We start from the raw sequence: 22,992 nt of genomic DNA on the forward strand, positions 1-22,992 counted from the left end.
AGCTTGTCAAAAGAGAGGGTGAACAGCTGTTTAAGGCAAAGGTCAACGACAAGCCAGTTGAACTGAAATTAGAGAAAAGCGAAACAGGTGCCACCTCGCCTTTTACTCTTGATGTTGGAGAGAAAACATATCGGGTTGAACTGGAAAAAATTAACAGACGTTCACCTTTTACTTTGAAAGTTAACAACGCGCTTTTTAAGGCTCAACTTATGGAACCTGCTAAGAGAATGGCTGCTCAAACACCTACCGTGCAAGTCGTGGCAAGAGCTGAAAGACGTCGAGGAACAGTTGTTGAGGAAGGGGCTGTGGTGTCCCCTATGGCTGGAAGAATTGTCTCAGTCAAGGTAAAGAAAGGCGATGTTGTAAAAGCTGGCGATGTAGTTTGCATTCTTGAGGCAATGAAAATGGAAAACGAAATCACGGCTACAAAGGCTGGGAAGGTTCAGGAAGTAAATGTTGCAGAAGGAACTCCAGTAAACGACGGAGAAATTTTGATCATAATAAAATAGCTGCTGGTTATTTTATTGATATAATGACTGAAATGTCATTGACGTTGGTTCTTGTAAGACCTGTGAAAATGAGGTCGTCCAGTTTTGAGAAGAAATTGAAGGAGTCGTTGTTTGCAAGAAAGTTTTTAGCATTCAACCCTTGTTCTTGAGAGCGGATTATGGTTTTTCCGTCTGCTAAGGCGCCTGCTGCTTCTGTTAGTCCCTCTATGCCGTCGGTGCTGAAGGAAGCAATAACAACTCCGTTCATGTCCGAAATATTCAAGGCTGCACTTAACGCAATTTCTTGATTTCTCCCGCCCTTCCCGTCTCCAACAACAGTAACCGTTGTTTCTCCGCCAGCAACAATTCCACAAGGTTTAGGTAACGGATGTCCAGAAGCCCCAACCTCTTTTGCTATAGAGGCTAATACTGTTCCCACATGTCTTGCTTCGCCTTCAAGAGAAGCCGTGAGAAGGAGCGAACGTAAACCCATTTTTTGAATCTTGTTGCAGACAGCTAAAGTTGCCGAGCGATTATTTCCAACAACAACGTTGTAGACTTTACTAAACACCTTGTCTCCTTTCTTAGGTGTTTCCGCGATCAAATCTTTCTGCCCCTCAACAAGCACGGTTCTAACGGATTGCGGCATGTTCGCCCATAGACTGTATCGTCTCATGATTTCTATCGCGTCGGCAAAAGTGGTCGAGTCGGGAACGGTGGGACCTGATGCGATGAAATCTAAAGGATCGCCTATTACGTCTGATAATATAAGGTTGACAATTGTGGCGGGATATGCCTTTTTTGCCAGCCAACCCCCTTTAAAAGCTGAAATATGCTTCCGCACGGTGTTAACCTCATTTATTGTGGCACCAGACTTCAACAACGCCTCGGTAACTTGCCGTTTGTCGTTGAGAGTTATTTTGCCTCTGGGCAGCGGCATCAAACTCGACCCGCCCCCTGAAATTAAACAGATGATTAAATCGTTTTTCTCAGCTTGGCTGACAAGATTCAACATTTTTTCTGCGCCTTTCATTCCCGCGTCGTCAGGAATCGGGTGGCTAGCCTCTTGAAACTTGATTCTGCGAGTTTTATAGGGGCCACTGTTGTGGGGAACGTTAACGATTCCGCTTGATATTCGATTTCCAAGAACTGACTCCAGAGTCTCAGCCATCTTTCCGCTTGCCTTTCCACCTCCAACAACATAGATGCGATGAAACTTTTGTAAACCAAATCTGTGCTGACCGATTCTTAATGTGCTGCCTTTCACCGTGACCTTTGACTTGATTATCTCTTCGGGGTCTGCTGCTTCCAACGCTGCTTCTAAAGCTTCTAGGGCCAGTTTTCGAGCTTTTCTGTCAAGCTTGGATTTCGCGTTTTCTATGAGAGTCTTTTTGTTTTTGATTATTACCATAGCTCTTTCGCCAGTGTTTATATTCTTTAGTCAGTAAACGTAATAAATTTGACAGTGCTATTTGAAGAAACATTGAGGCGTTTGATAATGCAGAAACCTAGAGTATACGTTACCAGAGAATTGCCAGAAAGAGGATTGCATATAATAAAAGAACGATTTGACGCGGAAATTTGGCCTGAATACGCTCCGCCGCCAAAAGAAGTGATTATTGAAAAAGCCGCTAAAGTTGACGCGTTAGCCACACTATTGTCAGATAAGATAGACGCAGAAGTGTTTGACGCAGCACCTAACCTTAGAATCGTTTCTCAACTTGCTGTCGGATTTGACAACATCGACGTAAAAGAAGCTACAAAACGGGGAATCTATGTTACCAATACTCCGGGCGTGTTAACCGAGACCACCGCCGACTTCGCTTGGGCGCTTCTAATGGCTGCAGCGAGAAGAGTTGCCGAAGCTGACAGATATGTTCGTGCTGGAAAGTGGAAAGTTGGGTGGCATCCTGCTATGCTTCAAGGTAGAGATGTTTATGGCGCAACTTTAGGAATCGTTGGTTTGGGAAGAATTGGCTCATCCATCGCAAAAAGAGCTAGAGGGTTCGACATGAAAGTTCTCTATTACGATGTGATTCGCAGACAAGACCTTGAAAAGGAGCTAAAAATAGAGTACGTAGAAATCGACACGCTGCTACAAAAAGCAGACTTTGTAACAATTAACGTCCCGCTGCTTAAAGCCACATACCATCTAATAGACGAGAAAAAACTCAGACTAATGAAGAAAACAGCCATCCTAATTAACAATGCAAGAGGACCAGTCATTGACGAAAAAGCACTTTATAAGGCCCTGAAGGAAGGATGGATTGCTAGTGCTGGCTTAGACGTTTTTGAGCAAGAACCCACACCACAAAGTAATCCGTTGTTAACACTTGAGAATGTAATCGTGGCACCCCACATATCCAGCGCTAGCTTTGAGACACGGTCAAGAATGTCAGAAATGGTGGCTGAGAACCTAGTAGCCTTTTTTGAAAGCAGAATTCCTCCAAACCTCGTGAACAAGGACGTTGTGGGAATCAAAAAGCCTGGTCAAAAATAGCCTAACACACCTCTTCTTATCACGTTCTTTCGATTATCAATGAGAAAAAGAGAAAATGAGGGTTTATTGGAGTATTTTGTAGACCGTGTCACCTTCTCTCACACGGTCATCCACTTTCAATCCGAAGCTTTGCCCTGCCTCAGCTTTTTCCACGCTTTCATGTTCTATTTGCATCGAATTGACGGTTTGTTCAACCTTCGTTGTCATACCCTTTATGAGAATACGATCTCCCACGGAAAGCGTGTCGCTCAACTCGACAACAGCTACGCTTATTTTCGTGAAGTAATGAATCACAATGCCAACTTCCTTAATCTCGTGTTCACCCAACTCTCTTCCACCTAACAAAGCAGACAATATAACAGAATAGCCACAGCTAAATATAACTTACCAAACCTTCCCTATCAAACATGCGGAGAGATTAACATGGACTTCAGCCTCAATCAAGAACAGGAAATACTCAGAAAAACAATACGCAGCTTTGCTGAAAAGGAACTTGCGCCAAAAGCTTCTGAAATCGAGGGTAAAGGCGAGTTCCCGCGTGACATTATTGAGAAAATGGCGAATCTAGGGCTCATAGGAATCGTAATTCCTGAAAAATACGGCGGCTCTCCTATGGGGCACCTAGCGCGTGTAGTAGCTATAGAAGAGATTTCGCGGGTTCACCCTTCTATGGGACTGTTTCTTCAAGCAACACCCATGGGTCTCTGGACAATACTCCGCTTCGGAAGTGATAAACAAAAACTCAGATATATTCCGCCCGTGGTCAAGGGAGAAGAAATCATGTGTATGGCAGTCACTGAACCCACAGGTGGTTCAGATCCCACAGCAATTAGAACCGTAGCCAAAGGCGACGGAAATGAATACGTGATTAACGGAAGCAAGTGCTTCGTCACAAACGGAGGCGTAGCAGACAGTTGTGTTTTCGTTGCCAAAACGGGGCATAAATCGGGAAGCCTCAGCGTTTTTGTGGTTGAGAAAGGAACACCGGGCTTCAAGTGTGGAACAAGAGAGAAGCATATGGGTTTTCAAAGCATGGAAATTACTGAATTGTTTTTTAAAGATTGCCGAATTCCTAAAGAGAATCTTATTGGCAGAGAAGGAGATGGGCTGAAAGCCGCACTTGCATCAATTTCTGAAATTGGCAGAATAGGTAACGCAGGTGTAGCCTTAGGAATCGCAGAAGCTGCTTACGAGACAGCGTTACAATTTGCTATGGAAAGACGATTGTACGGGAACCCGATTTTTCAGCTTCAAACTATTCAGTTTATGCTTGCAGACATGGATGTTGAAATTGAGGCTGCAAGATGGTTGGCCTATTATGCGGCGTGGCTCTTGGATCACGGAAAAACAGGTAGAGAAATTGCCAAGGAGATTGCGAGAGCGAAGCTTTACACGGCTGAAGTTGCCAGAAAAACTGCTGTTAACGCAGTTCAAATTCACGGAGCTTATGGAACATTGCCTGAGTTCAAAGCGATATGTTATCTGCTAGACTCTCTAGAAACAATTGCGGCGGGCGGAACAAGCGAAATAATGCGCATAATAATAGCGCGGAACTCACAATAGCTGGAAATACATGGCAAGCACGAATTTTTTCTTATGTACGCGAGAGCAAGATACTTCACGAGGTATACCCCAGTCCACCGTGTACATAAAAAGGGAAAAAGGGTTGGAACAACTTTGGCCCACATTCATCACGGAGCTAGACTTGTTCCTTTTCTGCTTTGGTTTCTGTCTTGACATCTATATTGTTCTAAACTCGGTGTGCAGTTGCATTCACAATCTGGTGTTCTCAACCTGTCTCTAATATGGTCTCTTGTCTGAAGCATGCCACCATCACATTCGCAGTCTTTAGTCCTCAGTCTATCTCTGTCCTGTGCTTGAAGCAAATCGCCATCGCTAGTTCCGTTAACGTGGGCTTGAATTGGTGTAGCCAGCAAAGCGATTGATACGGCACCTAGCACTAGAGCCATTCCTACAATCATTTTCATTTTACCTCTCATTATTTTCCACCTCCATTTTTTTGCTTACAAGAAAACAATGGTTCTCGCGTGGTTTAGATGGTTGGTGTAACAAAACGTTTCAGATTTTGAAACACCTTATAAACAGCTTTTCTTCTTCATATTCTATGAGTGAAACATGCGTTCTAAGACTTTGATTTCTATTTTAACAGTTGCACTTGTTGTCAGTGTTCTTGGTTTTTTCATTTTCGCATTTGAAGGAGGACTTGGCGGAAGAGGTCACGGAATGGCCCCAGAGGTTCCACAGTCTTTTTGGCTTGTTATGTTTGCTGTACCACTTGTCATAGCAGTGTCGGTGTTAGGATATTCTTTAATCTTTCCAGAACTTAACATAGAGAAAACGAAGGAAAAAACTTCGCGACGAACTGTGGAAAAAGGAGAACCCGTCCTTGATGCCATTTTGCGAGTTTTGAATGAAGATGAGAAAAAAATAATAGAAACTCTGGTTGCGGAAGGTGGCACGATGTTACAGAAAGATATTCGTTGGAAAACTGGTCTGTCTCGAGTAAAGACCCATAGGATACTCTTTAGGTTAGCTGGAAGAGGGATTGTCTCGGTCGAGAAGTATTACAACACAAACAAAATAGTCTTGGCAAGCTGGCTTATGAAGGAAAAGAAAGAATCTTAACTCTTGTTTTTTTTTGTCACAGAGCGCGCCACAGGGTGGAGAGACCTTATCAAACAGGATATATGTGCTTTTCTGCATCTTCCCTTTTTTTCAAATTAGGCAGCGCTATTGTCGCAAAGCTTGTCCTTGCTACAGTTTGTTCTGATGTTCAACTTTGCAAACTCATTATTTAATATTTTTCACTGATATAAATATTTAAATCGATGTTTTTAGATATACATTCAAACGCTTGGCAAGATGGTTTAACGTACATGATACTCCCACTCATCCTTTTGGCGCTTGGTTTAGTGGGTCTTTTTTTGGGTTCGCAACTATCCGTAAGAGGTTTTGAGAACATAGCACGCCACTTCGGACTCTCTCATCTGTTCATAGGGTTAACGATAGTAGCCATAGGAACCTCTTTGCCAGAAATAGCGGTCAGTGTAGTAGGAGCCATAGATATACTTGCGGGTGCTGAAATGGCTGCGGTTTCTGGTATCGTGGTCGGCAACAAAATCGGTTCTTACATCAACCAAGTCACCATAATTATGGGTATCGTAGGGCTTGCTGGAGCAATGTCCATAACCAAACGGGAACTGAAGAGGGAGGGAACCATGCTAATTCTGTCCATAATTCTCTTTGCTCTAGTCGCCTTGGACTTGAAAATAACTCCTCTGGAAGGAGTTGTTGTCACACTCGCTTATCTGCTATACTTCATTTACCTCGTCAAACAAGAAGTACACCCTTCCAAATCAACCCCTAAAGTAGAAAAAGAAAAACCAGAAATGCACCTCGTCAAAGATCTCTTGATGATCCTCATTGGGATGGGTATTCTCCTTTTGGCTGCAGAATTTGTTGTTGAAGGAAGTGTTCAACTGGCTGAGTTATGGCATGTCCCCCCTTCTGTTGCGGGGGTGCTAATAGTTGGCTTAGGCACAGGTTTGCCAGAACTCACAATCGCCATAATCGCCTTGCGGAGAGGCGCAGCAGGCATAGCGGTGGGCGACATGGTTGGGAGCAACATCTGCGACATCCTCTTCTCTTTGGGTGCAGGGGCCATGATCTCCGGGTTTACAGTTAATCCTGTGCTGTTATGGTTTGACATTCCCTTCATGTTCCTGGTAGCTTTTCTTGTGATAGGTTTGTTTTTGAGGAATATGCGACTTGAAAGGAAGGAGGCGCTGGTGCTCATACTCGTTTACGTGTCTTATGTGTTTTTGAAACTGACGTTTTTCATGGGAGGTTAGATGGAGAGGAGGAAGAGAGACATCTTGATAAAGACCGAGAAAACAAAGCAACTATTGATGAACACGATATTAAGATTGCTGGAGCAACACGGAGGACTAACCTGTTTTGAACTGACATATCGAATGAAATTTTGTGAGGGCGGCACGACAACCAACTATGACAGGAGAAGAATCGTTAGGTATCTGCTGTTACTGAGGAATTTAGATAAAGTCGAGTTCGATAAGACAACTAAGATTTGGAGTCTAAGGTGGCTTAAACGGGCGGTTAGATAGAAACATGATAAAATTATTGGAAAGGCCTGATGTAGTTGCTATTTCCGTAATAACATCGCTCTCCTTGGCACTCTTAGCCTATAACCATCTGATTATTGGATTCCTCGACTACAGCTTGCTTTTCCTATGCATCGTCATTCTATGCATTATCTACCTACTTGCTTTTATCTTAGCATTAGCTCTTTCAAATTCCTCGCGAGGAGGGGTCAAGTGAAAAAGAAACTTACTATCACACATCTTTGGATGTTTGCTTGCGTTGCTTACGGATCCGCTATCATCATGGCTTTCCAAGGAAGGATTGTAGGCTCTATTCTTTCTGCAGTGTTGTGTCTGTCGCTGTTGACTTGCACAAGGTGGGTGAGAGACAACGGAGAAGTTGAAATTCGGCGTTCTGAATGATAGGTTAAGTAGCGGTAGCAAATGGCACTAGCCTCGAGTGACACGGCTGAAAACCAATGAGCCCAGAGGATTTTACACATTCAAACTTCCTAAGAGAAGAAAGAAATGAATAACAAGAGCGTCTAAATATCAACCTTTACCAAAACCCGACACTTACTAGTGACCAACAGAGAAAGACGCGCGCGAACCTGCGATTAGAGACATATGAAAATTTATATTAAGCTAAACGTACTGCTATAATCCAAATGAGTGCGGAAGATGAAAACACCGTCTTCTCAACGTGGTTGACGCATGATAGAACGCGTTAAAACTTTCTTCCGGAGAACTAGACAGTATATACAGATTACGCAAATGACCCCTATTGCTAGAAGATACTTTATCAAGGACGGTTTTGACGGCTCAATGACCATGCTGGGTATTATTATAGGCTTTTGGAGCGTGGGAGTCACAAAGCCTGAAATAATCGTCACCGCGGGGTTAGGGGCATGTCTAGCTATGGGGATATCCGGCCTTTTCGGCGCCTACATGACTGAAAAAGCTGAGAGACAGAGACAGCTTAAAACGCTCGAGGCTGCCATGCTCACCGATCTCAGCGGCTCAATACACAATGATGCTTCTGACTTTGTTTCTATGTATGCCGCATTTATTGATGGTTCATCACCTGTATTGACGGGGGTGATTTCTCTTGTCCCCTTCATTCTCGCGTTGACGGGAACGTTTCTCATCGGGGACGCTTACATTGTCTCGGTCATTCTCACCTTAATCACATTGTTTTCTTTAGGCCTTTATCTGGGGAGAATCGCGAAGGCGAACATTTTGTTATACGGCGCCCAGATGGTTGCCATCGGAATAGTCACAGTAGCCATATTCCTTCTACTAAGCGCCATTTAACCTTTCTACTGACCAAATCGCCTTCAATCGCCTTCAAGTCACCCAAATTTTGAGACCACAAAAGCCGGGACAACATGTACGACTTGTAGCAAACAAAAGTGCCTAATCGCCTTAAGTTGATGTTTTTTGATGAGCTTTCCTCTGACAGCAACTTTTCTAGATAAACACGGCGCGAATAAAAGATAAAGCCAGAGTTAGATGTTAAAGGCTGTAACCGAATTGGTTGTTCAGACAGAGGCGCAAACGTCGCCATCATTTAAATATCTAATACCGATGAATATTTTTAAAGAATAAATATTATGTAATTTCATAAGTGCATGAAACGATAATGGAGGAAAACAGAGTACGCCTAAACCCCTCAAAATGAGTGTTTGCATCGTAGATGCCCCCGACAAGATCCGATTACTCGCCGACTTCACGCGAACGGAAATTCTACAGCTACTGTGCGAACATCCCATGACAGAGGCTCAACTCTCCGACGAACTCGGTCTGACAAGAGCCGCGATTGGCTATCACCTCAAGCTGCTGATGAAGGCCCAACTCATTTACTTAGAAAGAGTTGAGCCCGAGGAACATGGCATCTTACAGAAATTCTACAGCCCTGTAGCGGCTTTCTTCATAGTAAACTGCGATCATATACCAAAGGATGTTAAGAGATTCTTTATACAGATGCAGATTGTGAATCTAAGAGGAATCTTCATCGCTTTCCAGCTGCAACACCGTTTCTTTGGCGTCTCACCCGAGACCCTTGAAAAGTTGGCTCTGATGATGCTCAAGCAACTTGAGAATACCGGCCGAAAATACTCAAAAGAGGGCCCAGTAGAAAACGCTGAGACCCTAAAAGTAAAGATATACGCCGAAGCCCTCAGAGTCCTTACTAAACAAGACGAGTGGCACGCCCTATTCAGAAAGTCCAGAGAACCTAAACTTTAGAGAACTCTGCGCGGCGCTCGCACATTAAGCGGAACGCCTACAAAATTTGCGTAGCATCTTGCCAAATGTAAACGTTAAATAGTTTATTGCTTTTAGTAGTCTTCTCTGGAGAGAGAACGGGAATGTCTTCAATATTTGCGAGAAGAATGCAAGATCTAGGCACAGAAACCGCATTTGAGGTGCTTGCAAAAGCTAAAGCCTTAGAAAAACAAGGTCGCGAAATAATCCACCTCGAAATTGGTGAGCCAGACTTTGATACACCTAAAAATATCAGAGACGCAGCAACAAAAGCCATGAACTCCGGCTATACGCATTATGTTCCTGCCGCTGGAATTCCTGAACTGAGAGAAGCCATAGCAGAACACATCTCAGAAACAAGACACATTACAGTAAACCCTGAAGAAGTTGTTGTGACACCTGGCGCCAAGCCAATAATATTCTTCGGCATACTGGCTTGCGTCGAAATAGGTGACGAAGTGATGTATCCAAACCCGGGGTTTCCAATATATGAATCTCTGATAAAATTCATCGGCGCGAAACCAGTGCCCATGCCACTGAAAGAAGAAAACGATTTTGCAATAGACACAGTGGACACATTGGAAAAAATCTCAGACAAAACCAAGATGATTATTCTTAACTTTCCAGAAAACCCCACAGGCGGCGTGTTAACAAAAGAGAACTTGGAAACTATCGCTGACAAAGTCAAAGACAGAGACGATTTGATTATAGTTTCAGATGAAATGTACAGTCGGATGATTTACGAAGGTGAGCATAGAAGCATTGCTTCACTTCCAGGAATAAAAGACAAAACAGTGATAATAGACGGGTTCTCAAAAACATACGCTATGACTGGGTGGCGACTGGGTTACGGAGTTATGCCAAAGAACCTGGCAGAAAAAATCACGCAGCTCATGATAAACTCTAACTCTTGCACTTGTGCTTTCTCACAGATGGCGGGCGTCGAAGCTTTACGTGGTCCTCAAGATGAGGTAAAAAGGATGGTGGAAGAGCTAAAGCGAAGACGCGAAGTCATAGTATCTGGCTTAAACAGAATAGAGGGCATAACCTGCAAGAAACCTCAAGCTACGTTCTATGTCTTCCCAAACGTGAAAGAAGTAAACATGGACAGCCGAAAACTACCGGACTTTCTGCTTAATAAGGCAGGCGTGGCCACGTTGTCAGGCACGGCTTTCGGCGAGTATGGCGAAGGCTACATGCGATTCTCATTTGCCAACTCTATTCCTAACATCGAAAAAGCCTTGACACGGACAGACGAAGCACTTCAAACTCTCTAAACTCTTCTTTTTTTATCGGCTCTCACTAGATGACCAGCAAACAGTTAGCTATTTAGATGAAGCGCTCTTTGTTTTCTAGAAACTTAATTGAATATTTTTCCCATTAGCATCGAACGTTGTAGGAAAAATTTCTCTGTTGGACTTTCGCTTCTTCAACTAACGCCGTATATATGTTCTTAGCGGTTCTTTCCTTTAATTTCCCTTCTGCGCCCTCTTCATAGCTTATCGAAATTGACTAGAAAATAGTTAATGGCTTGTATTCACCATAAACTTCCCGCAGAACGTCGCATATTTCACCTACTGTAGCATATTCCTTAACAGCCACTAAGATAGGTGGCACAAGGTTTTCTGTTTCCTCTTCAGCCAAATGACGCAAAATTTCAAGAGCGTCCCTAACTTTTCGGTTGTTCCTTTCCTTTTTCACGCGGCTCAACCGTTCAACCACTTTCATTTCAATAGCAGAGTCAACCCGCAAAAGCTTGATAGGCACTTCCTCTTCAGTTATGAATTCGTTTACACCAACAATTGTGCGGTCTTTTTTCTCAACTTCTCTTTGGTATTTGTAGGCACTTTCTATAATTTCACGCTGCATGTAACCTTTTTCTATGGTGTTCACCGCGCCTCCCTGTCGGTCGATTTCCTCAATGTAGCGCATAGCATCTTCCTCAATCTGAGTGGTTAAAGCCTCAATGCAATAGCTTCCAGCAGTTGGATCAACAGTGTCCGCAACACCACTTTCGCAGGCAATAATTTGCTGTGTGCGCAGAGCGACAGTTACAGCCTTTTGACTTGGTAATGCGTATGCTTCGTCGAAACTGTTGGTGTGCAAGCTTTGTGTTCCGCCGAGCACTGCTGCAAGGGCTTGAAGTGCAACGCGAACGATGTTGTTGTGGGGTTGCTGTGCAGTTAACGCCACGCCGCTCGTCTGTATGTGGAAGCGCAATTGCCAAGATGAAGGCTTTCCAGCTCCGAATCTTTCTCGCATTATACGCGCCCATAATCGCCGAGCAGCTCGAAATTTGGCGATTTCTTCAAGAAAATTGTTGTGACATGCAAAAAAGAAGGAGAGCCTTCTGGCAAAGTTGTCTACGTTCAAGCCACGGTCAATTGCCGCTTGCACGTAAGCGATGCCATTAGCAAGAGTGAAGGCAACTTCCTGAACCGCTGTTGCGCCTGCCTCGCGAATGTGGTAACCACTTATGCTTATCGTGTTCCAGCGGGGCATGTTCTTGCTACAGTATTCGAAAATGTCCGTGACGAGTTTCATGCTTGGTTTAGGAGGGTAAATGTACATGCCACGAGCCACGTATTCTTTGAGAACGTCGTTTTGAACGGTGCCACCTAGGGTCGACGGGGAGACCCCTTGTTTTTGTGCTATGGCGACGTACATGGCCAGAAGCACTGCGGCGGGCGCGTTTATCGTCATGCTCGTCGATACTTTATCTAGGGATATCTCTTCAAACAAGAGCTCCATTTCCTTCAATGTGCCAACGCTTACCCCTACTTTTCCAACTTCACCCAGCGCCAGAGGATGATCACAGTCCAATCCAATCTGTGTAGGAAAGTCAAAAGCCACGCTTAAGCCAGTCTGGCCCTGATGAAGCAAGTATCTAAAACGCTGATTTGTCTGCTCTGCTGTCCCAAACCCCGCGTATTGCCGCATAGTCCAAAATCGAGCACGATACATTGTTGGATAAACACCGCGAGTATAAGGGTATTCACCTGGAAAGCCTAAATCTTGAATGTAGTCCAAGTCTTTTGCTTCAAGGGGAGTATAGAGTCTTTCAACTGTGATGTTTGAGCTGGTCCGAAACTTGTTCTTTCTTTCTGGAAGACGCGTCAGAGTTTTTTCTACCGTCTCCTTTTCCCATTTCTCCTTTTTCCCTTTGAGATATTCGGAATCTTGCGGGTTCGTCAATCTGGTTTCACCGCTCTATTGCCATTATATTCTAATGTTCTTAGATTGATATGTTATTGTTCCTTATTGTATATTCTTGATGCCTTGTAGTTTGTGTTTGGAATTTGGGGCGTAAGGATGCTGGACTACGTCCTAGGTTTTTCCGGTTATTTTCATTTTTTCGGCTCTTATTATGGGGCTTTGAACGGATGGTATTCCCCATGACTCGAGGATTTTGAACTCTCTGCTTATGCCAGAGATGTTCTTCATAAGTTCGTATGAGTTGCCTGAAATCATAGTTCCAATAAGAGGATGCTTTATTTCTCCATTTTCAATCAAGAAACCTTGCTTAACGCTGCCAGAGAAGTTACCGTTACTGAGCTCTGTATTACCTGAGAAGCGCCCTACAAGGACTCCTTTATCAACCTCTTCGATGAGCTGCTCTTTTGTCCAGTCGCCTGATTTTATGATAAGGTTGCTGGGAATCAATTGTGGAGGAGATTCGAATGGTAACGATGGAACAAAGAATAAACCTAGTCGCCTTCTTGAAGCGTTGCCTGTGCTTTCTGTTCCTTCTTTCTTTGAGGTGTAGGTGTTGAATAGGAAGTTCTTCAAAACTCCTTTCTCCAGAATCGACGTTCTCTTTCTTGGATTACCCTCGTCGTCAAAAGTCTTGGTCATCATCCCTCCTTCCAGTAGACCATCATCGATTACATTCAGTTGTGGAACCGCCAGTTCGCTTCCAATCTTTCCCTTAAGAGGACTTGCATTTCGTTGGACATTATCGCTCCTGACGCCGAAGGCTAAGGTCCCGCCTATCAGTTCTGCCGCTGGAGCGAAATCTAAAATAACGGTACCTTCGAAGGAATCTATTTTTTTGGCCCCAAACTGCTTCACTGCTTTTTCAGCAAAAGTTGTTCCGATCTTTTCAACGTTTAGATCTAGTTGGCGTGAGTAGCCCTCTTCTGCTACGAAAGATGTTACTTCACCATTTTCTCTCGCTAGACCTGATATAAAGACTCCCATAAATGTTCCTTCTTCAACCACATCTACGCCCTCAGTATTTGCCAAAGCCTCCTCTTCGACTCGAATTTCCATTCCACCCATATCAGCTCTCACTCGTTGATCATAATTCAATGCTGTATCAAGCATGTTTTTCGTCATTTCTACAGCGTTTTCAACTTGAAAATCCACAATTCTCTTGTCGTAGATTCCTTCAGCTTTCAGGAAAGGTTTCGGATGTGGTAGGATATTGTTGGGGTCAGGAATACTGGCTTTAGCTATGTGGTAGGCGTTTTCAACTATTTGTTTGACTTTTTTTTCTGCCAGCTTGTCGATATGCGAGAAGCCACATGCATTATCTCTTATTATTCTAATCCCGACTCCGCCAATTTCTTGGACAGATTCATTGGAGATGGCGCCCTGTTCAACATGGACCATGATGCTTTTCTGTTTTAGCACGTATGCTTCAGCAGCGTCAGCCCCAAGTTTTCGGGCGTATCGAACAGCTTTTTCTGCAATTATTGAGACTTCCATTTTCATCACACTCCGCCGAAAAGCATTTTGCAGCGTACAGTTGGACCTCCAGCGTCCACTTTGGCTATCTGCATCTTTCCACAGTAACCTCTTCCCAACTCAAGGCTGAAATCTTTGCCCAATGCATCTACACTCTTCAGCACATCATAAGCACTGCCAGAAATAGTTACTCCTCTGAAAGATTCTCCAATCTCTCCGTTACGTATTTTGCAGGCTTCTTGAACGCCAAACATAAACTCAGCGTTGCTGTCAGCTTGCCCACTGCCAGAACCGAATAGAACAAGTCCGTCCTTCGTATCTTGAATTATTTCTTCTCTATCCCAATCTCCCGCTTCAATATACGTTGCCCTCATTCTAATCAAAGGTATATCACGGTAATTCCATGCCCGGCTATTACCTGTTGGCTCCACGTTGAATTTGGCAGCAGTTTCTCGGCTGTGTAAATAGCTTTTCAAAACGCCTTTCTCTATAACTACCGTCTTTTTCCCTTCTACTCCCTCATCATCGAAGGGAACCCAACCCGCACACCAAGGAATCGTGCCATCGTCAACCAATGTTACCATGTCACTTGCCACCTTTTCTCCAATCTTTCCAGTTGCTGCGGTGCCAGAGATCACCAAGTCTGCTTCAACAGTATGCCCTATAGCTTCGTGACTCAACAAGCCTACAAGTTCAGGATCTAAAATAGCCACATGCGTACCAGAGGGTACAACTTTTGCTGAAAGCAATCTTACAGCTCTTTCGCAGGCCCTCTTAGCCATTGCCTGAGGGTCTTTTGACCTAAAAATCTCCCATCCTCCTGTACGACACACTCCTTCGAAGACTTCAGTCATAACCCCGCCCTTTTTGGCAATCACCATCATAAAAAGCTCGGGTTTAACATCAAAAAGGTAACAATCAGAGCCTTCAGAATTTATGTAGCGTTTTTCTACCAAATTCTCATCGTACCTGACTGATGTTGAAGCTATCTCGTTTGAATATTCTGTTATGAACTTGTCGAGTTCAAGTACAAGTTTGATTTTCTCTTCAAGAGAATGATCTTTTGGGTCATCTTTTACTTCTGCCACTGCTTTTATTTTTGTTGCCTTAGCGGTGGCGAGTTCGCTCTTTGTAGTCTTTGCTGGTGCTGAGCTTACGGCTAGTCTCACAGCTTCTTCAACCTGATGAAGAAGGGTCGCTCGGTCAAGCAAGCTTGTAACAGCGAATCCCCAACTCCCATTCTTCAACGCTCTAATCCCATAACCTTCCAAAACACCTGAAGTAGCACTATCTAACTCGCCTTTCTTGACATTTGCCATCGTTCTTGATCGCTTTTGGTATCTTACCTCTACGAAGTCAGCGCCTCGTGATAAGCCGTGGTTAATTAGAAATTGTAAATCCTCCATTTTTGAATCCTCGCCTTTCTTATTTCTACATGACTTAATTTAAGTCTAATCTCAGGCTCTTGCAGCAAGATATACAAAAAAGCTGTCTTGAGAGTTGCAAGATTGCAGGTTAGGTTACAGCTTATATCATTCCGCGTTCCTTAAATTAAGGGGAGAATAACAGTTGCAACGTAGGGTTCTGTTTCCCTTCACAGCCATAGTTGAACTGGATAAGTTGAAACTTGCCATGATAATCAACGCGGTCAACCCGAATATTGGCGGATTGCTGATTCGAGGACCAAAAGGCTCTGGCAAAACCACTGCTGTTCGAGCCTTAAGGGATGTTTTGCCAAAAATACAAGTGGCGAAAGATTGCACCTTCAACTGCAACCCCTCTGACTCGTCTAATATGTGCGAGAAATGCAGTGCAACCTACCAAAAAAGCGGAAAATTCCAGATAGAGGAAAGAGAGATGAGGGTAGTTGATCTCCCTCTGGGCGCAACAGAAGACCGCGTGGTTGGAAGCTTAGACATTGAAAAAGCCATAAAACATGGCGTAGAAGCCTTAGAACCCGGCATTTTGGCAGAAGCAAACCAGAACATACTCTACGTAGACGAAATCAACCTCTTACCCGACCACATCGCAGACGATTTGCTCGATGCTGCCGCAACCGGATGGAACGTCGTTGAAAGAGAAGGAATCTCAGTAAGCCACCCCTCACGTTTCATTTTCATAGGAACAATGAACCCCGAAGAAGGGCAACTCCGCCCTCAACTCTTGGACCGTTTTCCACTATCCGTTACTGTCAAAAGAATAGCGTCAGTAGAAGGAAGAATGAACGTTGTGAGGCGAAACCTGGAGTTCGAAGCAGACCCAGAAGTTTTTCTTAAAAAATATGAACCCGTGCAAGACGAATTGAATAATAGAATTGCACAAGCACGAAATATGCTTCCTGACGTTGTGATGCCTGAGAAACTCCTCGAAGCAGTATGCAAGACTTGTTTAGATTTGAAGGTTGACGGTTTAAGACCCGACATAGTCATCAGCAAGGCAGCCACTACACTTGCCGCTTTTGAAGGTAGAAAGGAAGTCTCATTAGAGGACATTCTCATCGCCTCAGAACTTGCCCTGAGCCATCGTACAAGAGAAGGTGGATTCCTCGAACCAGCAACACCAGAAGAAATTAAAGAAGCACTCCTCACCACAGCAAAAGCCGTGGGCTATAATCCATCGAAAACCGAAGAAAAAACCCAAAAGGAAGGCAGCGCGGAAGGAAAGAAAAAGAAGAGGAAAGAGGGGCGCGCTATTGTCTTTATCAAAGGCGATGTGAGCAAGAAGCTTGAAGAATTCTTAGAAAAGAACAAAGGGTTATTCGAAGCTTGGAAAAGATTGTCGCGGTTTTTTGCTACTATAAATAGACTGTTTGGCCAAGTGATATTTGCTTTTGGGCGGAGGGTCAAAAAACAGGTCAAAGACATTCCAAGCGTGAAGGCTGTGGCAAAAAGCGACAAACCTCTCAAAGCGGATGACAAAGACGAAGGAAAGCAGGTTTTTCTGAAGAAAATGAAGGGAATACCATCAGTCAGCCACGCAGCAAAAACTCCTAAGCTAAAAAAAGGATTTTCTCTTTTTAAAATCTTCAAAGGTTCAACGAAGGATTCAGGCGTCCTTTCAAAACTATCTTTCAAAGTAAAGAAAACAAGTAAGGCTACAAGTAGTTTCGCAGGCAAAAGAGCAGAAGCTATAACGACGCTCGGTCGAGGCAGAACTAGTGGATGGAGATTGCCCCATGGCAAACCCCGAGATATACATCTTCCAGCCACCATCCGAGCGGCGGCGAGAAAACAAAAGCACAAAAAGAAAAGTCTCGAAACCGCCCTCGACATAAACCTTCAAGATATTCGTGAAAAGCTAAGGCGTTACAAAGCACCTATGACAATAATTTTTGTTCTAGATTTGAGTGGCTCCATGATGCTTAGCATCGACTCTATAAAAAAAGCTATACTAAAGTTGCATGGAGATGCTTACCGTTACAGAGATCGCGTTGGAATTGTAGCATTGAAAGATACTGGAGCTGTTGTGGCTCAACATCCCATCACAAACCTGAGAGTTGTGGCTAACAAGCTTTTAGGACTGAAAATCAGTGGATACACGCCTCTTGCTGCTGGAATGCTCAAAGCATGGGAAGTTCTAAAAGAATCGAAAAGACGTGCCCCTTCCACAATACCTGCTATGATCGTTATCACTGATGGAGGTGCTAATGTGCCCTTGGTGAGAAGCTTAGAGACTGGCGAAGTTCGATCCATAGAAGAAAAGCGCATAATAGTTCGAGAATACGAAGGTCTTGCCGTTCACGACGCGTTGTCCGTTTCCAAGATGATAAGAAAAGAAGGAATTCACACGATAGTAATCAACACCAACCCTCACATGTACGGTCGAGAAACATACGGCTTTGCAGTAACTGAACTTATAGCCGCCCATACAAACGGAAAGCTTCACACAGTGGGCAGACTAGCTAGTGAACCGGAACTAGTTGAGAGAATTATAGAAAAAATAGGGGAGGATCAGCGCTTAATTGCGCATGAAGCATCTCCAACAGGGTTTGACTAAGCTTCAAGTTTCGCTATTTTTCGATCAAACACCTTTCTTAACATCGAAATTGGCAAGTACCCGTTTGCTGTAATGGTGTCGTGGAAAAATCTCTCGTTGTACTTTTCGCCCATTTTCTGCTTTACTTCCTCTAGCAACTGCAGTATCAGATGTTTGCCTAGGAGGTATGAGAGAGCATAGCCTGGCGTTTGCGTATAGCGACGTACCTCTGCAACAGCACCCTCCTTTGACATTCCAGCCTCTTTCATCAACATGTCGACAGCTTCATCGAAACTCATCTCGCCACGTGACAACCCAACGTCTACAATCATCCTTACCGCACGCCAGATCACATCATTGATTTGTACAAGCTTGGATTCCAAGCTTGTTACGTACCCATGTTCCATCATCATCTGCTCACAGTAATGAGCCCAACCTTCAACTGTCTCTGTTCCATTAGCAAGCATGTGTATAAGAGAACTTCTGTTTGAGACTGTACCTTGAAGGAAGTGCCCCGGAAAAGCTTCGTGAACGGCCGTGTTTCGAATGCTTGCATAGTTTAAATGGTTGCCGATGTTTGCAATGTCTTTGGGGCGGGTGACTATGTAAACCCCTATCATCGGCTTGTCAAATCTCGACGGCATCATCATAGCAGCAAAAGGAATGAGAGGCGCCAAGAATGCTGGAGTTTCCTCAACTATCAACTTGTCTTCTTCATAAACAGTGGCGATGTTGTTCTTAATAATGAATTCTTTTGCCTCTTCCATCACCTTTCTTGTCGCTTCTAAAGCTTCTTCGAAGGTTTTTGGAGCGTTCCCTTCAATCGTTTTCATGACTTCCTTGACGCTTTTACCGGGTGCAATCTGTGCTGCTATACGCTCTCTTTCCTCCTTCAACTCTTTGAGATATTTGACGCCGAGTTGGCAGATTTCTTCCGAGGTCATTCCTAGATCGCGTAGCTGGACCAGCTTCTCAAACTTTTCTTTGCCCAAAGCCCAGTTTTCAGCCGTCTTTGTCTTTAGACTTTGAAGCCACTGCACATGCTTTTGAAATGGCTGCATCAAGTCCATTGAGGCTTTTACTAGTCTTCCGTGAAGCTCCTCAGAAACCCTGCCCTTTGTCGATGCTACTATAAATTGGAATAGCCCAGGAATTTGCTGGGTCGATTCGATGGCGACTTCAGTCCATAGCTTTACGGGTTTTGAATTTTCGAACCTTGACCGAAACTCCTCCAAGTATTGGGGGAGTTTTTGAAGTCTTGCAGTGATGGCATCTATTCGTTTCTCTAAGGGTGCATAGTCTTTAGTGATCATCATAAAGAATATTCCACCGACTTCTTCGAAAGCATCTGGGTTTAGTTCATGCATACGTTGTTCGTAAACTTCGAATTTGCTCATTCCGAGGGCATTTTCTAATACTTGCCAGTCCATCCTATTAGCATCATTTAACGCGTCATAGTCTACTGTTTCTTTCATGCGTTTAACAGATTCTTCAAGCATTTCCAAGTTTTCAAGGACATGCGCGGTATCGCCTTTTGGAAGCAGATAATCATAGGGATCGTGAAGGCCTAAGTAGCTTGCGAAGTGAGGGTTTTTCTCGAAGAACTTGTCGAACATTCCCTTTTTGAGTTCTTCAAACTTTTCGTCTGCACTCAAAGTTATCACATCTAAACCGACAATAAAAGACGCCTTCATAATTAAGCTTTAAATCGTTTTTCGTGTAATATACGAACCATGTCACAAGGAAAAGTCGTTGTTTTTATGGGTTCGAAGAGAGATTACGAGTTTGCCTCTCGCATCAACAAATTCCTGCAAGAAGAAGGTTTTAGTTTAAAATGCGAATACGTAGTCGCGTCTGCTCACAAAACTCCCAAAATACTGTTAGAAGAAGTTGAAAAATACGAGAATTTAAACGGGCACGTGGTTTTCATAACAGTTGCTGGCTTGTCCGATGCTCTATCAGGAGTTGTGGCTGGCGCCTCAAAGTATCCAGTAATTGCCTGTCCGCCTGACTCGGAAAAGTTTTGGTGGGCTAAATTCTTTTCTTCAGCAGTAACACCTCAAGGCATTGCAGTGGCTTATATTCCTAGACCTGAAAACGCCGCACTCGCCGCCGCAAAGATTCTCGCGCTCTTTGACAAGAGCTTACAAAGAAAGGTTGAGGCTTATATGCAAAGTCTTAAAGAAGGAGCTAAAGCTCAAAGGTTAGAGCGGGATTAAAATAAATGAACTTCGACGTCGTCCTCAACACGCATCTTCCACTTCCATCGTTCAAAAAGGGAAAGGTTAGAGACCTTTACGACCTAGGTAAAAAACTGTTAATTGTCTCCACTGACCGCATCTCCGCCTTCGACGTGGTGCTCCCCAATGGCATTCCCTACAAAGGTGAGGCCCTCAGCAGACTCTCAGCCTACTGGTTCAACGAAACAAAAGACATAGTGTCAAACCACATCTTGGAAGTGGTTGACCCGCGAACAGTCCTAGTAAAAAAAACTAAACTGATAAAAGTTGAATTCGTCGTAAGAGGATATCTCTATGGCTCAGCTTGGGAAAACTACCGAAAGGGCAAGCCTATCTGCGGAATACACTTGCCTAAGGGCTTGAAAAAAGCTGAACAGCTGCCTAACCACATTTTAACTCCTACAACAAAAGCAGAAGTGGGGCACGATATGGAAATGACAGATGAAGAGGTAGCGAAGAAAATTGGAGGAGATCTGGCTAGAGAAATCGAAGACGTATGCTTAAAGATTTACGAAAAGGCTTCACGGAAGGCGAAAGCCAACGGCATTATAGTGGCAGATACAAAGATGGAATTCGGCGTCCTCGACGACGAACTCATCCTCATCGACGAGCTGCTGACCCCTGACTCGTCTAGGTTTTGGGCAAAGGAGAAATACGAAGTTGGAAAAAGCCAGCCGAGCTTCGACAAACAGGATGTGCGCGACTATCTTATGTCAATTGGGTGGAACCGGCAACCTCCCGCGCCAAAACTGCCGGAGCATGTAGTTCTTGAGACTTCAAGGAAGTATATTGAGGCTTATGAACGGTTGACTGGCAGAAAATTCTAGGCTCGGTTGTTTGCTAATGGATAAGGCTTTTCTCGGAATTTATGGGCGGTCTTACAAGGATTGGGGTGGCCCTCTTTACAAGACATCTGAAGAAGGTACTTTTAATTGCCCTATGCTTAAAACTCATAAGTTTGCGAAACTAGTTTAGATGCTGAGGTGATTTGTTGTGACTTGTTATTTTAGGCATCTTAAGCGGGTTTTCGAGAAAGTGGGGATGGAAGTCACTAAAGAGAATAAATTAGAGATTGACAAAGTCATCCACGGCATTGTACGTGTAGAGTATAAGAGTTGTCCGGCTGCTTGGAAAGAGGTAAAGAAGAGACTTGTAGAAGGTGAAGAAAATTTTATTTCTGAGTTGAAGGAAGCACTGGCTAAACGTGGACAGGTTTTTTATGCGAATACAGAAGAAGACTTGATCTGATATGTCATTTCGCTTACGCTGTTGAAATTGAGAATTTTGTTCCATGGAAAAAGTATCTTTTGGATTTTCGCTTCTTTGAACCCTATTCTTTTGTAAAATCCTTTGGCTTTCTGGTTTGTATCCACCACGAATAACTTGATTTGTTCATAACCTCTTGAACGTGCGAAATCAATTACGAAGTTAATAAGGCGAGTTCCTATTCTTTTTCCGCGCATGTTTTTAGCTACTACTAACGCGTCCACTAATAATTCCCTTTCTTCAACTTTGTTGTAAAAGATCCAACCTAAAAAGACCACTCTGAAAATCCCAAGTTTTAATTCTTGCAATAGTTGCCAAAAACCTATGTCAATGAACTCTTTCTCCTTAAATTTTAATCCTCCAATTCCCACAATAACCCCTTCATTGACAGCTACTACCGTCCTGTCGTTACGTAAATACTTGGATATTAAAGGAATACTTTTTTTGGGGCCGAAAATATTCTTAAACTTGTCTTCAAAGGCTCCGTAGATAATTTCAGCTACTCTGACCCTTTGATTCTCGGGCACACCGAAAGTTATCTCTAACTCCATTAAATTTCTCACTGCTTATCGATTGATCTCTTGATTTATGTGGTTCTGAGTTCGTTGGTTAAGCGTTCAATTTCTTCTTCTGTGTTGTAGAAGTGAGGGGCAACACGTAGCCCCTTCGAACGCGCCGAAACTATAATCCCCTTCTCTTTCAGTCTTTCCGCCCTCTTCTGCGCCCTATCAACAAGAAAATGAACTATACCCGAACGACACTCTCTATCTTCTGGAGTAGTGAGATGAAATCCTAAACTCTTCACAGAATCCATAAGCAACTCTGTCAAATCCAAAACACGTTTTTGAATATTCTCAATGCCCACATTTAGAAGAAGTTGAATGGCAACCGCCGCCCCCACATAACTTATGAAACTCGGAGAACCTACCTCAAAACGACTGGCAGTCCTGGAAAGCTGTAGTTGCCAAATATCCCAAAACTCAATAGTCTCAAAAACCTCGGGTTTCACGCTTGCCCAACCGATAAACGGCGGTTCAAACCTTTCCACAAGCTCCTTGGGAACATACAAGTATCCTGCCCCAGCAGGACCCAACAGCCACTTATAACAGCTCGCCGTCAAAAAATCCACGCCATTCCTTATTACGTCAACGGGCATAGCACCCAGCGACTGAATAGCATCCACTACAAGATAGGCACCATGCTCATGCACTATCTCAGCCAACGCCTTTAAGTCATGTCTAAAACCGTTCACATACTCCACATGGCTAATGGTAATTGCAACAGTTTTATCGTCAACAGCCTTCTCCACATCCTCAACAAGAACCCTCCCGCCAACACTCTTAACATACCGCACCTCCACGCCAAGCTTCCTTTTAAGCCAAGGATACACTACAGAAGGATACTCCAAATCCGTAGTGACTACATTAGCCCCTCTCGGATATTCAAGC

At 43.8% G+C, this 22,992-nt stretch carries 23 protein-coding genes; 13 read left to right on the plus strand and 10 right to left on the minus strand.

Annotated features, from left to right (window positions below; translation table 11 throughout):
- Window positions 1-209 precede the first annotated feature (209 nt).
- A complete protein-coding gene (locus tag KAU88_09280) occupies window positions 210-509 on the plus strand; it encodes a biotin/lipoyl-binding protein (GenBank protein ID MCK4478697.1) in 300 nt (99 codons plus the stop codon).
- 7 nt (window positions 510-516) lie between these two features.
- Here KAU88_09280 and KAU88_09285 read toward each other — a convergent pair whose 3' ends face one another.
- On the minus strand, window positions 517-1,899 hold the full coding sequence (locus tag KAU88_09285; protein ID MCK4478698.1) for a glycerate kinase: 1,383 nt from the start codon (window positions 1,897-1,899) through the stop codon (window positions 517-519).
- 87 nt (window positions 1,900-1,986) lie between these two features.
- On the opposite strand from KAU88_09285, the gene KAU88_09290 reads away from it, so the two are divergent.
- Window positions 1,987-2,988, plus strand: a complete 1,002-nt coding sequence (locus KAU88_09290; GenBank protein MCK4478699.1) for a D-glycerate dehydrogenase — start codon at window positions 1,987-1,989, stop codon at window positions 2,986-2,988.
- A 63-nt stretch (window positions 2,989-3,051) separates the two neighbouring features.
- On the opposite strand, the gene KAU88_09295 is transcribed toward KAU88_09290, so the two are convergent.
- Window positions 3,052-3,315 (minus strand): translation elongation factor-like protein, encoded by a 264-nt coding sequence (locus tag KAU88_09295; GenBank protein MCK4478700.1) that lies wholly within the window; start codon window positions 3,313-3,315, stop codon window positions 3,052-3,054.
- A gap of 96 nt (window positions 3,316-3,411) precedes the next feature.
- Between KAU88_09295 and KAU88_09300 the strand changes: the two genes are divergently transcribed.
- Entirely contained in the window at window positions 3,412-4,551 is a 1,140-nt protein-coding gene (locus KAU88_09300) for an acyl-CoA dehydrogenase family protein (protein ID MCK4478701.1), read from the plus strand.
- A gap of 128 nt (window positions 4,552-4,679) precedes the next feature.
- On the opposite strand, the gene KAU88_09305 is transcribed toward KAU88_09300, so the two are convergent.
- A complete protein-coding gene (locus tag KAU88_09305) occupies window positions 4,680-4,988 on the minus strand; it encodes a hypothetical protein (GenBank protein MCK4478702.1) in 309 nt (102 codons plus the stop codon).
- A 136-nt stretch (window positions 4,989-5,124) separates the two neighbouring features.
- Here KAU88_09305 and KAU88_09310 point away from each other — a divergent pair, with 136 nt between their 5' ends.
- The 3 genes from KAU88_09310 (at window position 5,125) to KAU88_09320 (ending at window position 7,133) form a co-directional block, all read left to right on the plus strand.
- Window positions 5,125-5,634, plus strand: a complete 510-nt coding sequence (locus KAU88_09310) for a hypothetical protein (GenBank protein ID MCK4478703.1) — start codon at window positions 5,125-5,127, stop codon at window positions 5,632-5,634.
- Window positions 5,635-5,885: 251 nt separating this feature from the next.
- On the plus strand, window positions 5,886-6,860 hold the full coding sequence (locus KAU88_09315; GenBank protein MCK4478704.1) for a calcium/sodium antiporter: 975 nt from the start codon (window positions 5,886-5,888) through the stop codon (window positions 6,858-6,860).
- A complete protein-coding gene (locus KAU88_09320) occupies window positions 6,861-7,133 on the plus strand; it encodes a hypothetical protein (protein MCK4478705.1) in 273 nt (90 codons plus the stop codon).
- 260 nt (window positions 7,134-7,393) lie between these two features.
- Here KAU88_09320 and KAU88_09325 read toward each other — a convergent pair whose 3' ends face one another.
- Window positions 7,394-7,612 (minus strand): hypothetical protein, encoded by a 219-nt coding sequence (locus tag KAU88_09325; protein ID MCK4478706.1) that lies wholly within the window; start codon window positions 7,610-7,612, stop codon window positions 7,394-7,396.
- 211 nt (window positions 7,613-7,823) lie between these two features.
- Here KAU88_09325 and KAU88_09330 point away from each other — a divergent pair, with 211 nt between their 5' ends.
- From KAU88_09330 to KAU88_09340, 3 genes are all read left to right on the plus strand, one after another.
- A complete protein-coding gene (locus tag KAU88_09330) occupies window positions 7,824-8,423 on the plus strand; it encodes a VIT1/CCC1 transporter family protein (protein MCK4478707.1) in 600 nt (199 codons plus the stop codon).
- 363 nt (window positions 8,424-8,786) lie between these two features.
- Window positions 8,787-9,356: a winged helix-turn-helix transcriptional regulator gene (locus KAU88_09335; GenBank protein MCK4478708.1), complete on the plus strand. Its 570-nt coding sequence runs from the start codon at window positions 8,787-8,789 to the stop codon at window positions 9,354-9,356.
- 122 nt (window positions 9,357-9,478) lie between these two features.
- The gene (locus tag KAU88_09340; protein ID MCK4478709.1) at window positions 9,479-10,651 is read left to right on the plus strand and encodes a pyridoxal phosphate-dependent aminotransferase; all 1,173 of its coding nucleotides are present in this window, start codon (window positions 9,479-9,481) and stop codon (window positions 10,649-10,651) included.
- Window positions 10,652-10,886: 235 nt separating this feature from the next.
- Here KAU88_09340 and KAU88_09345 read toward each other — a convergent pair whose 3' ends face one another.
- The 3 genes from KAU88_09345 to KAU88_09355 all read right to left on the minus strand — a co-directional run bounded on the left by KAU88_09345 (window position 10,887) and on the right by KAU88_09355 (window position 15,469).
- Entirely contained in the window at window positions 10,887-12,569 is a 1,683-nt protein-coding gene (locus KAU88_09345) for a methylmalonyl-CoA mutase family protein (protein ID MCK4478710.1), read from the minus strand.
- A 132-nt stretch (window positions 12,570-12,701) separates the two neighbouring features.
- Window positions 12,702-14,090 carry a TldD/PmbA family protein gene (locus KAU88_09350; protein MCK4478711.1) on the minus strand — a complete coding sequence of 463 codons (1,389 nt, stop codon included), beginning with the start codon at window positions 14,088-14,090 and terminating at the stop codon, window positions 12,702-12,704.
- Complete coding sequence (locus KAU88_09355) at window positions 14,090-15,469, minus strand: TldD/PmbA family protein (protein ID MCK4478712.1); 1,380 nt, start codon at window positions 15,467-15,469, stop codon at window positions 14,090-14,092. Before KAU88_09355 ends, KAU88_09350 begins: the two co-directional genes overlap by 1 nt.
- Window positions 15,470-15,632: 163 nt before the next feature.
- Here KAU88_09355 and KAU88_09360 point away from each other — a divergent pair, with 163 nt between their 5' ends.
- The gene (locus tag KAU88_09360; GenBank protein MCK4478713.1) at window positions 15,633-18,059 is read left to right on the plus strand and encodes a VWA domain-containing protein; all 2,427 of its coding nucleotides are present in this window, start codon (window positions 15,633-15,635) and stop codon (window positions 18,057-18,059) included.
- Here the strand turns inward: KAU88_09360 and KAU88_09365 are convergent.
- Complete coding sequence (locus KAU88_09365) at window positions 18,056-19,732, minus strand: DUF885 domain-containing protein (protein MCK4478714.1); 1,677 nt, start codon at window positions 19,730-19,732, stop codon at window positions 18,056-18,058. The genes KAU88_09360 and KAU88_09365 overlap by 4 nt on opposite strands.
- A 39-nt stretch (window positions 19,733-19,771) precedes the next feature.
- On the opposite strand from KAU88_09365, the gene KAU88_09370 reads away from it, so the two are divergent.
- From KAU88_09370 to KAU88_09380, 3 genes are all read left to right on the plus strand, one after another.
- Window positions 19,772-20,257 carry an AIR carboxylase family protein gene (locus KAU88_09370; protein ID MCK4478715.1) on the plus strand — a complete coding sequence of 162 codons (486 nt, stop codon included), beginning with the start codon at window positions 19,772-19,774 and terminating at the stop codon, window positions 20,255-20,257.
- Between the two features lie 5 nt (window positions 20,258-20,262).
- Complete coding sequence (locus KAU88_09375) at window positions 20,263-21,105, plus strand: phosphoribosylaminoimidazolesuccinocarboxamide synthase (GenBank protein MCK4478716.1); 843 nt, start codon at window positions 20,263-20,265, stop codon at window positions 21,103-21,105.
- A gap of 166 nt (window positions 21,106-21,271) precedes the next feature.
- Entirely contained in the window at window positions 21,272-21,526 is a 255-nt protein-coding gene (locus KAU88_09380; GenBank protein MCK4478717.1) for a hypothetical protein, read from the plus strand.
- On the opposite strand, the gene KAU88_09385 is transcribed toward KAU88_09380, so the two are convergent.
- Together KAU88_09385 and KAU88_09390 are read right to left on the minus strand one after the other, a co-directional pair.
- Window positions 21,496-22,095, minus strand: coding sequence for a GNAT family N-acetyltransferase (locus KAU88_09385; protein MCK4478718.1), 600 nt, complete (start codon window positions 22,093-22,095; stop codon window positions 21,496-21,498). The two genes, KAU88_09380 and KAU88_09385, sit on opposite strands and share 31 nt — an antisense overlap.
- A gap of 35 nt (window positions 22,096-22,130) precedes the next feature.
- The coding region (locus KAU88_09390) for an aminotransferase class V-fold PLP-dependent enzyme (GenBank protein MCK4478719.1) at window positions 22,131-22,992 on the minus strand (862 nt) is incomplete at its 5' end.

Source organism: Candidatus Bathyarchaeota archaeon, assembly GCA_023131225.1.
Lineage (GTDB): Archaea > Thermoproteota > Bathyarchaeia > Bathyarchaeales > SOJC01 > JAGLZW01.

Bases quoted from the DNA above. Each gene is read 5' to 3' on its own strand.
- KAU88_09305 (MCK4478702.1), bottom strand. From the start codon at position 4,988: ATGAGAGGTAAAATGAAAATGATTGTAGGAATGGCTCTAGTGCTAGGT.
- KAU88_09350 (MCK4478711.1), bottom strand. From the start codon at position 14,090: ATGAAAATGGAAGTCTCAATAATTGCAGAAAAAGCTGTTCGATACGCC.
- KAU88_09335 (MCK4478708.1), top strand. From the start codon at position 8,787: ATGAGTGTTTGCATCGTAGATGCCCCCGACAAGATCCGATTACTCGCC.
- KAU88_09285 (MCK4478698.1), bottom strand. From the start codon at position 1,899: ATGGTAATAATCAAAAACAAAAAGACTCTCATAGAAAACGCGAAATCC.
- KAU88_09315 (MCK4478704.1), top strand. From the start codon at position 5,886: ATGATACTCCCACTCATCCTTTTGGCGCTTGGTTTAGTGGGTCTTTTT.
- KAU88_09290 (MCK4478699.1), top strand. From the start codon at position 1,987: ATGCAGAAACCTAGAGTATACGTTACCAGAGAATTGCCAGAAAGAGGA.
- KAU88_09310 (MCK4478703.1), top strand. From the start codon at position 5,125: ATGCGTTCTAAGACTTTGATTTCTATTTTAACAGTTGCACTTGTTGTC.
- KAU88_09320 (MCK4478705.1), top strand. From the start codon at position 6,861: ATGGAGAGGAGGAAGAGAGACATCTTGATAAAGACCGAGAAAACAAAG.
- KAU88_09300 (MCK4478701.1), top strand. From the start codon at position 3,412: ATGGACTTCAGCCTCAATCAAGAACAGGAAATACTCAGAAAAACAATA.
- KAU88_09355 (MCK4478712.1), bottom strand. From the start codon at position 15,469: ATGGAGGATTTACAATTTCTAATTAACCACGGCTTATCACGAGGCGCT.
- KAU88_09370 (MCK4478715.1), top strand. From the start codon at position 19,772: ATGTCACAAGGAAAAGTCGTTGTTTTTATGGGTTCGAAGAGAGATTAC.
- KAU88_09365 (MCK4478714.1), bottom strand. From the start codon at position 19,732: ATGAAGGCGTCTTTTATTGTCGGTTTAGATGTGATAACTTTGAGTGCA.
- KAU88_09375 (MCK4478716.1), top strand. From the start codon at position 20,263: ATGAACTTCGACGTCGTCCTCAACACGCATCTTCCACTTCCATCGTTC.
- KAU88_09340 (MCK4478709.1), top strand. From the start codon at position 9,479: ATGTCTTCAATATTTGCGAGAAGAATGCAAGATCTAGGCACAGAAACC.
- KAU88_09280 (MCK4478697.1), top strand. From the start codon at position 210: ATGGAACCTGCTAAGAGAATGGCTGCTCAAACACCTACCGTGCAAGTC.
- KAU88_09385 (MCK4478718.1), bottom strand. From the start codon at position 22,095: ATGGAGTTAGAGATAACTTTCGGTGTGCCCGAGAATCAAAGGGTCAGA.
- KAU88_09325 (MCK4478706.1), bottom strand. From the start codon at position 7,612: ATGTGTAAAATCCTCTGGGCTCATTGGTTTTCAGCCGTGTCACTCGAG.
- KAU88_09330 (MCK4478707.1), top strand. From the start codon at position 7,824: ATGATAGAACGCGTTAAAACTTTCTTCCGGAGAACTAGACAGTATATA.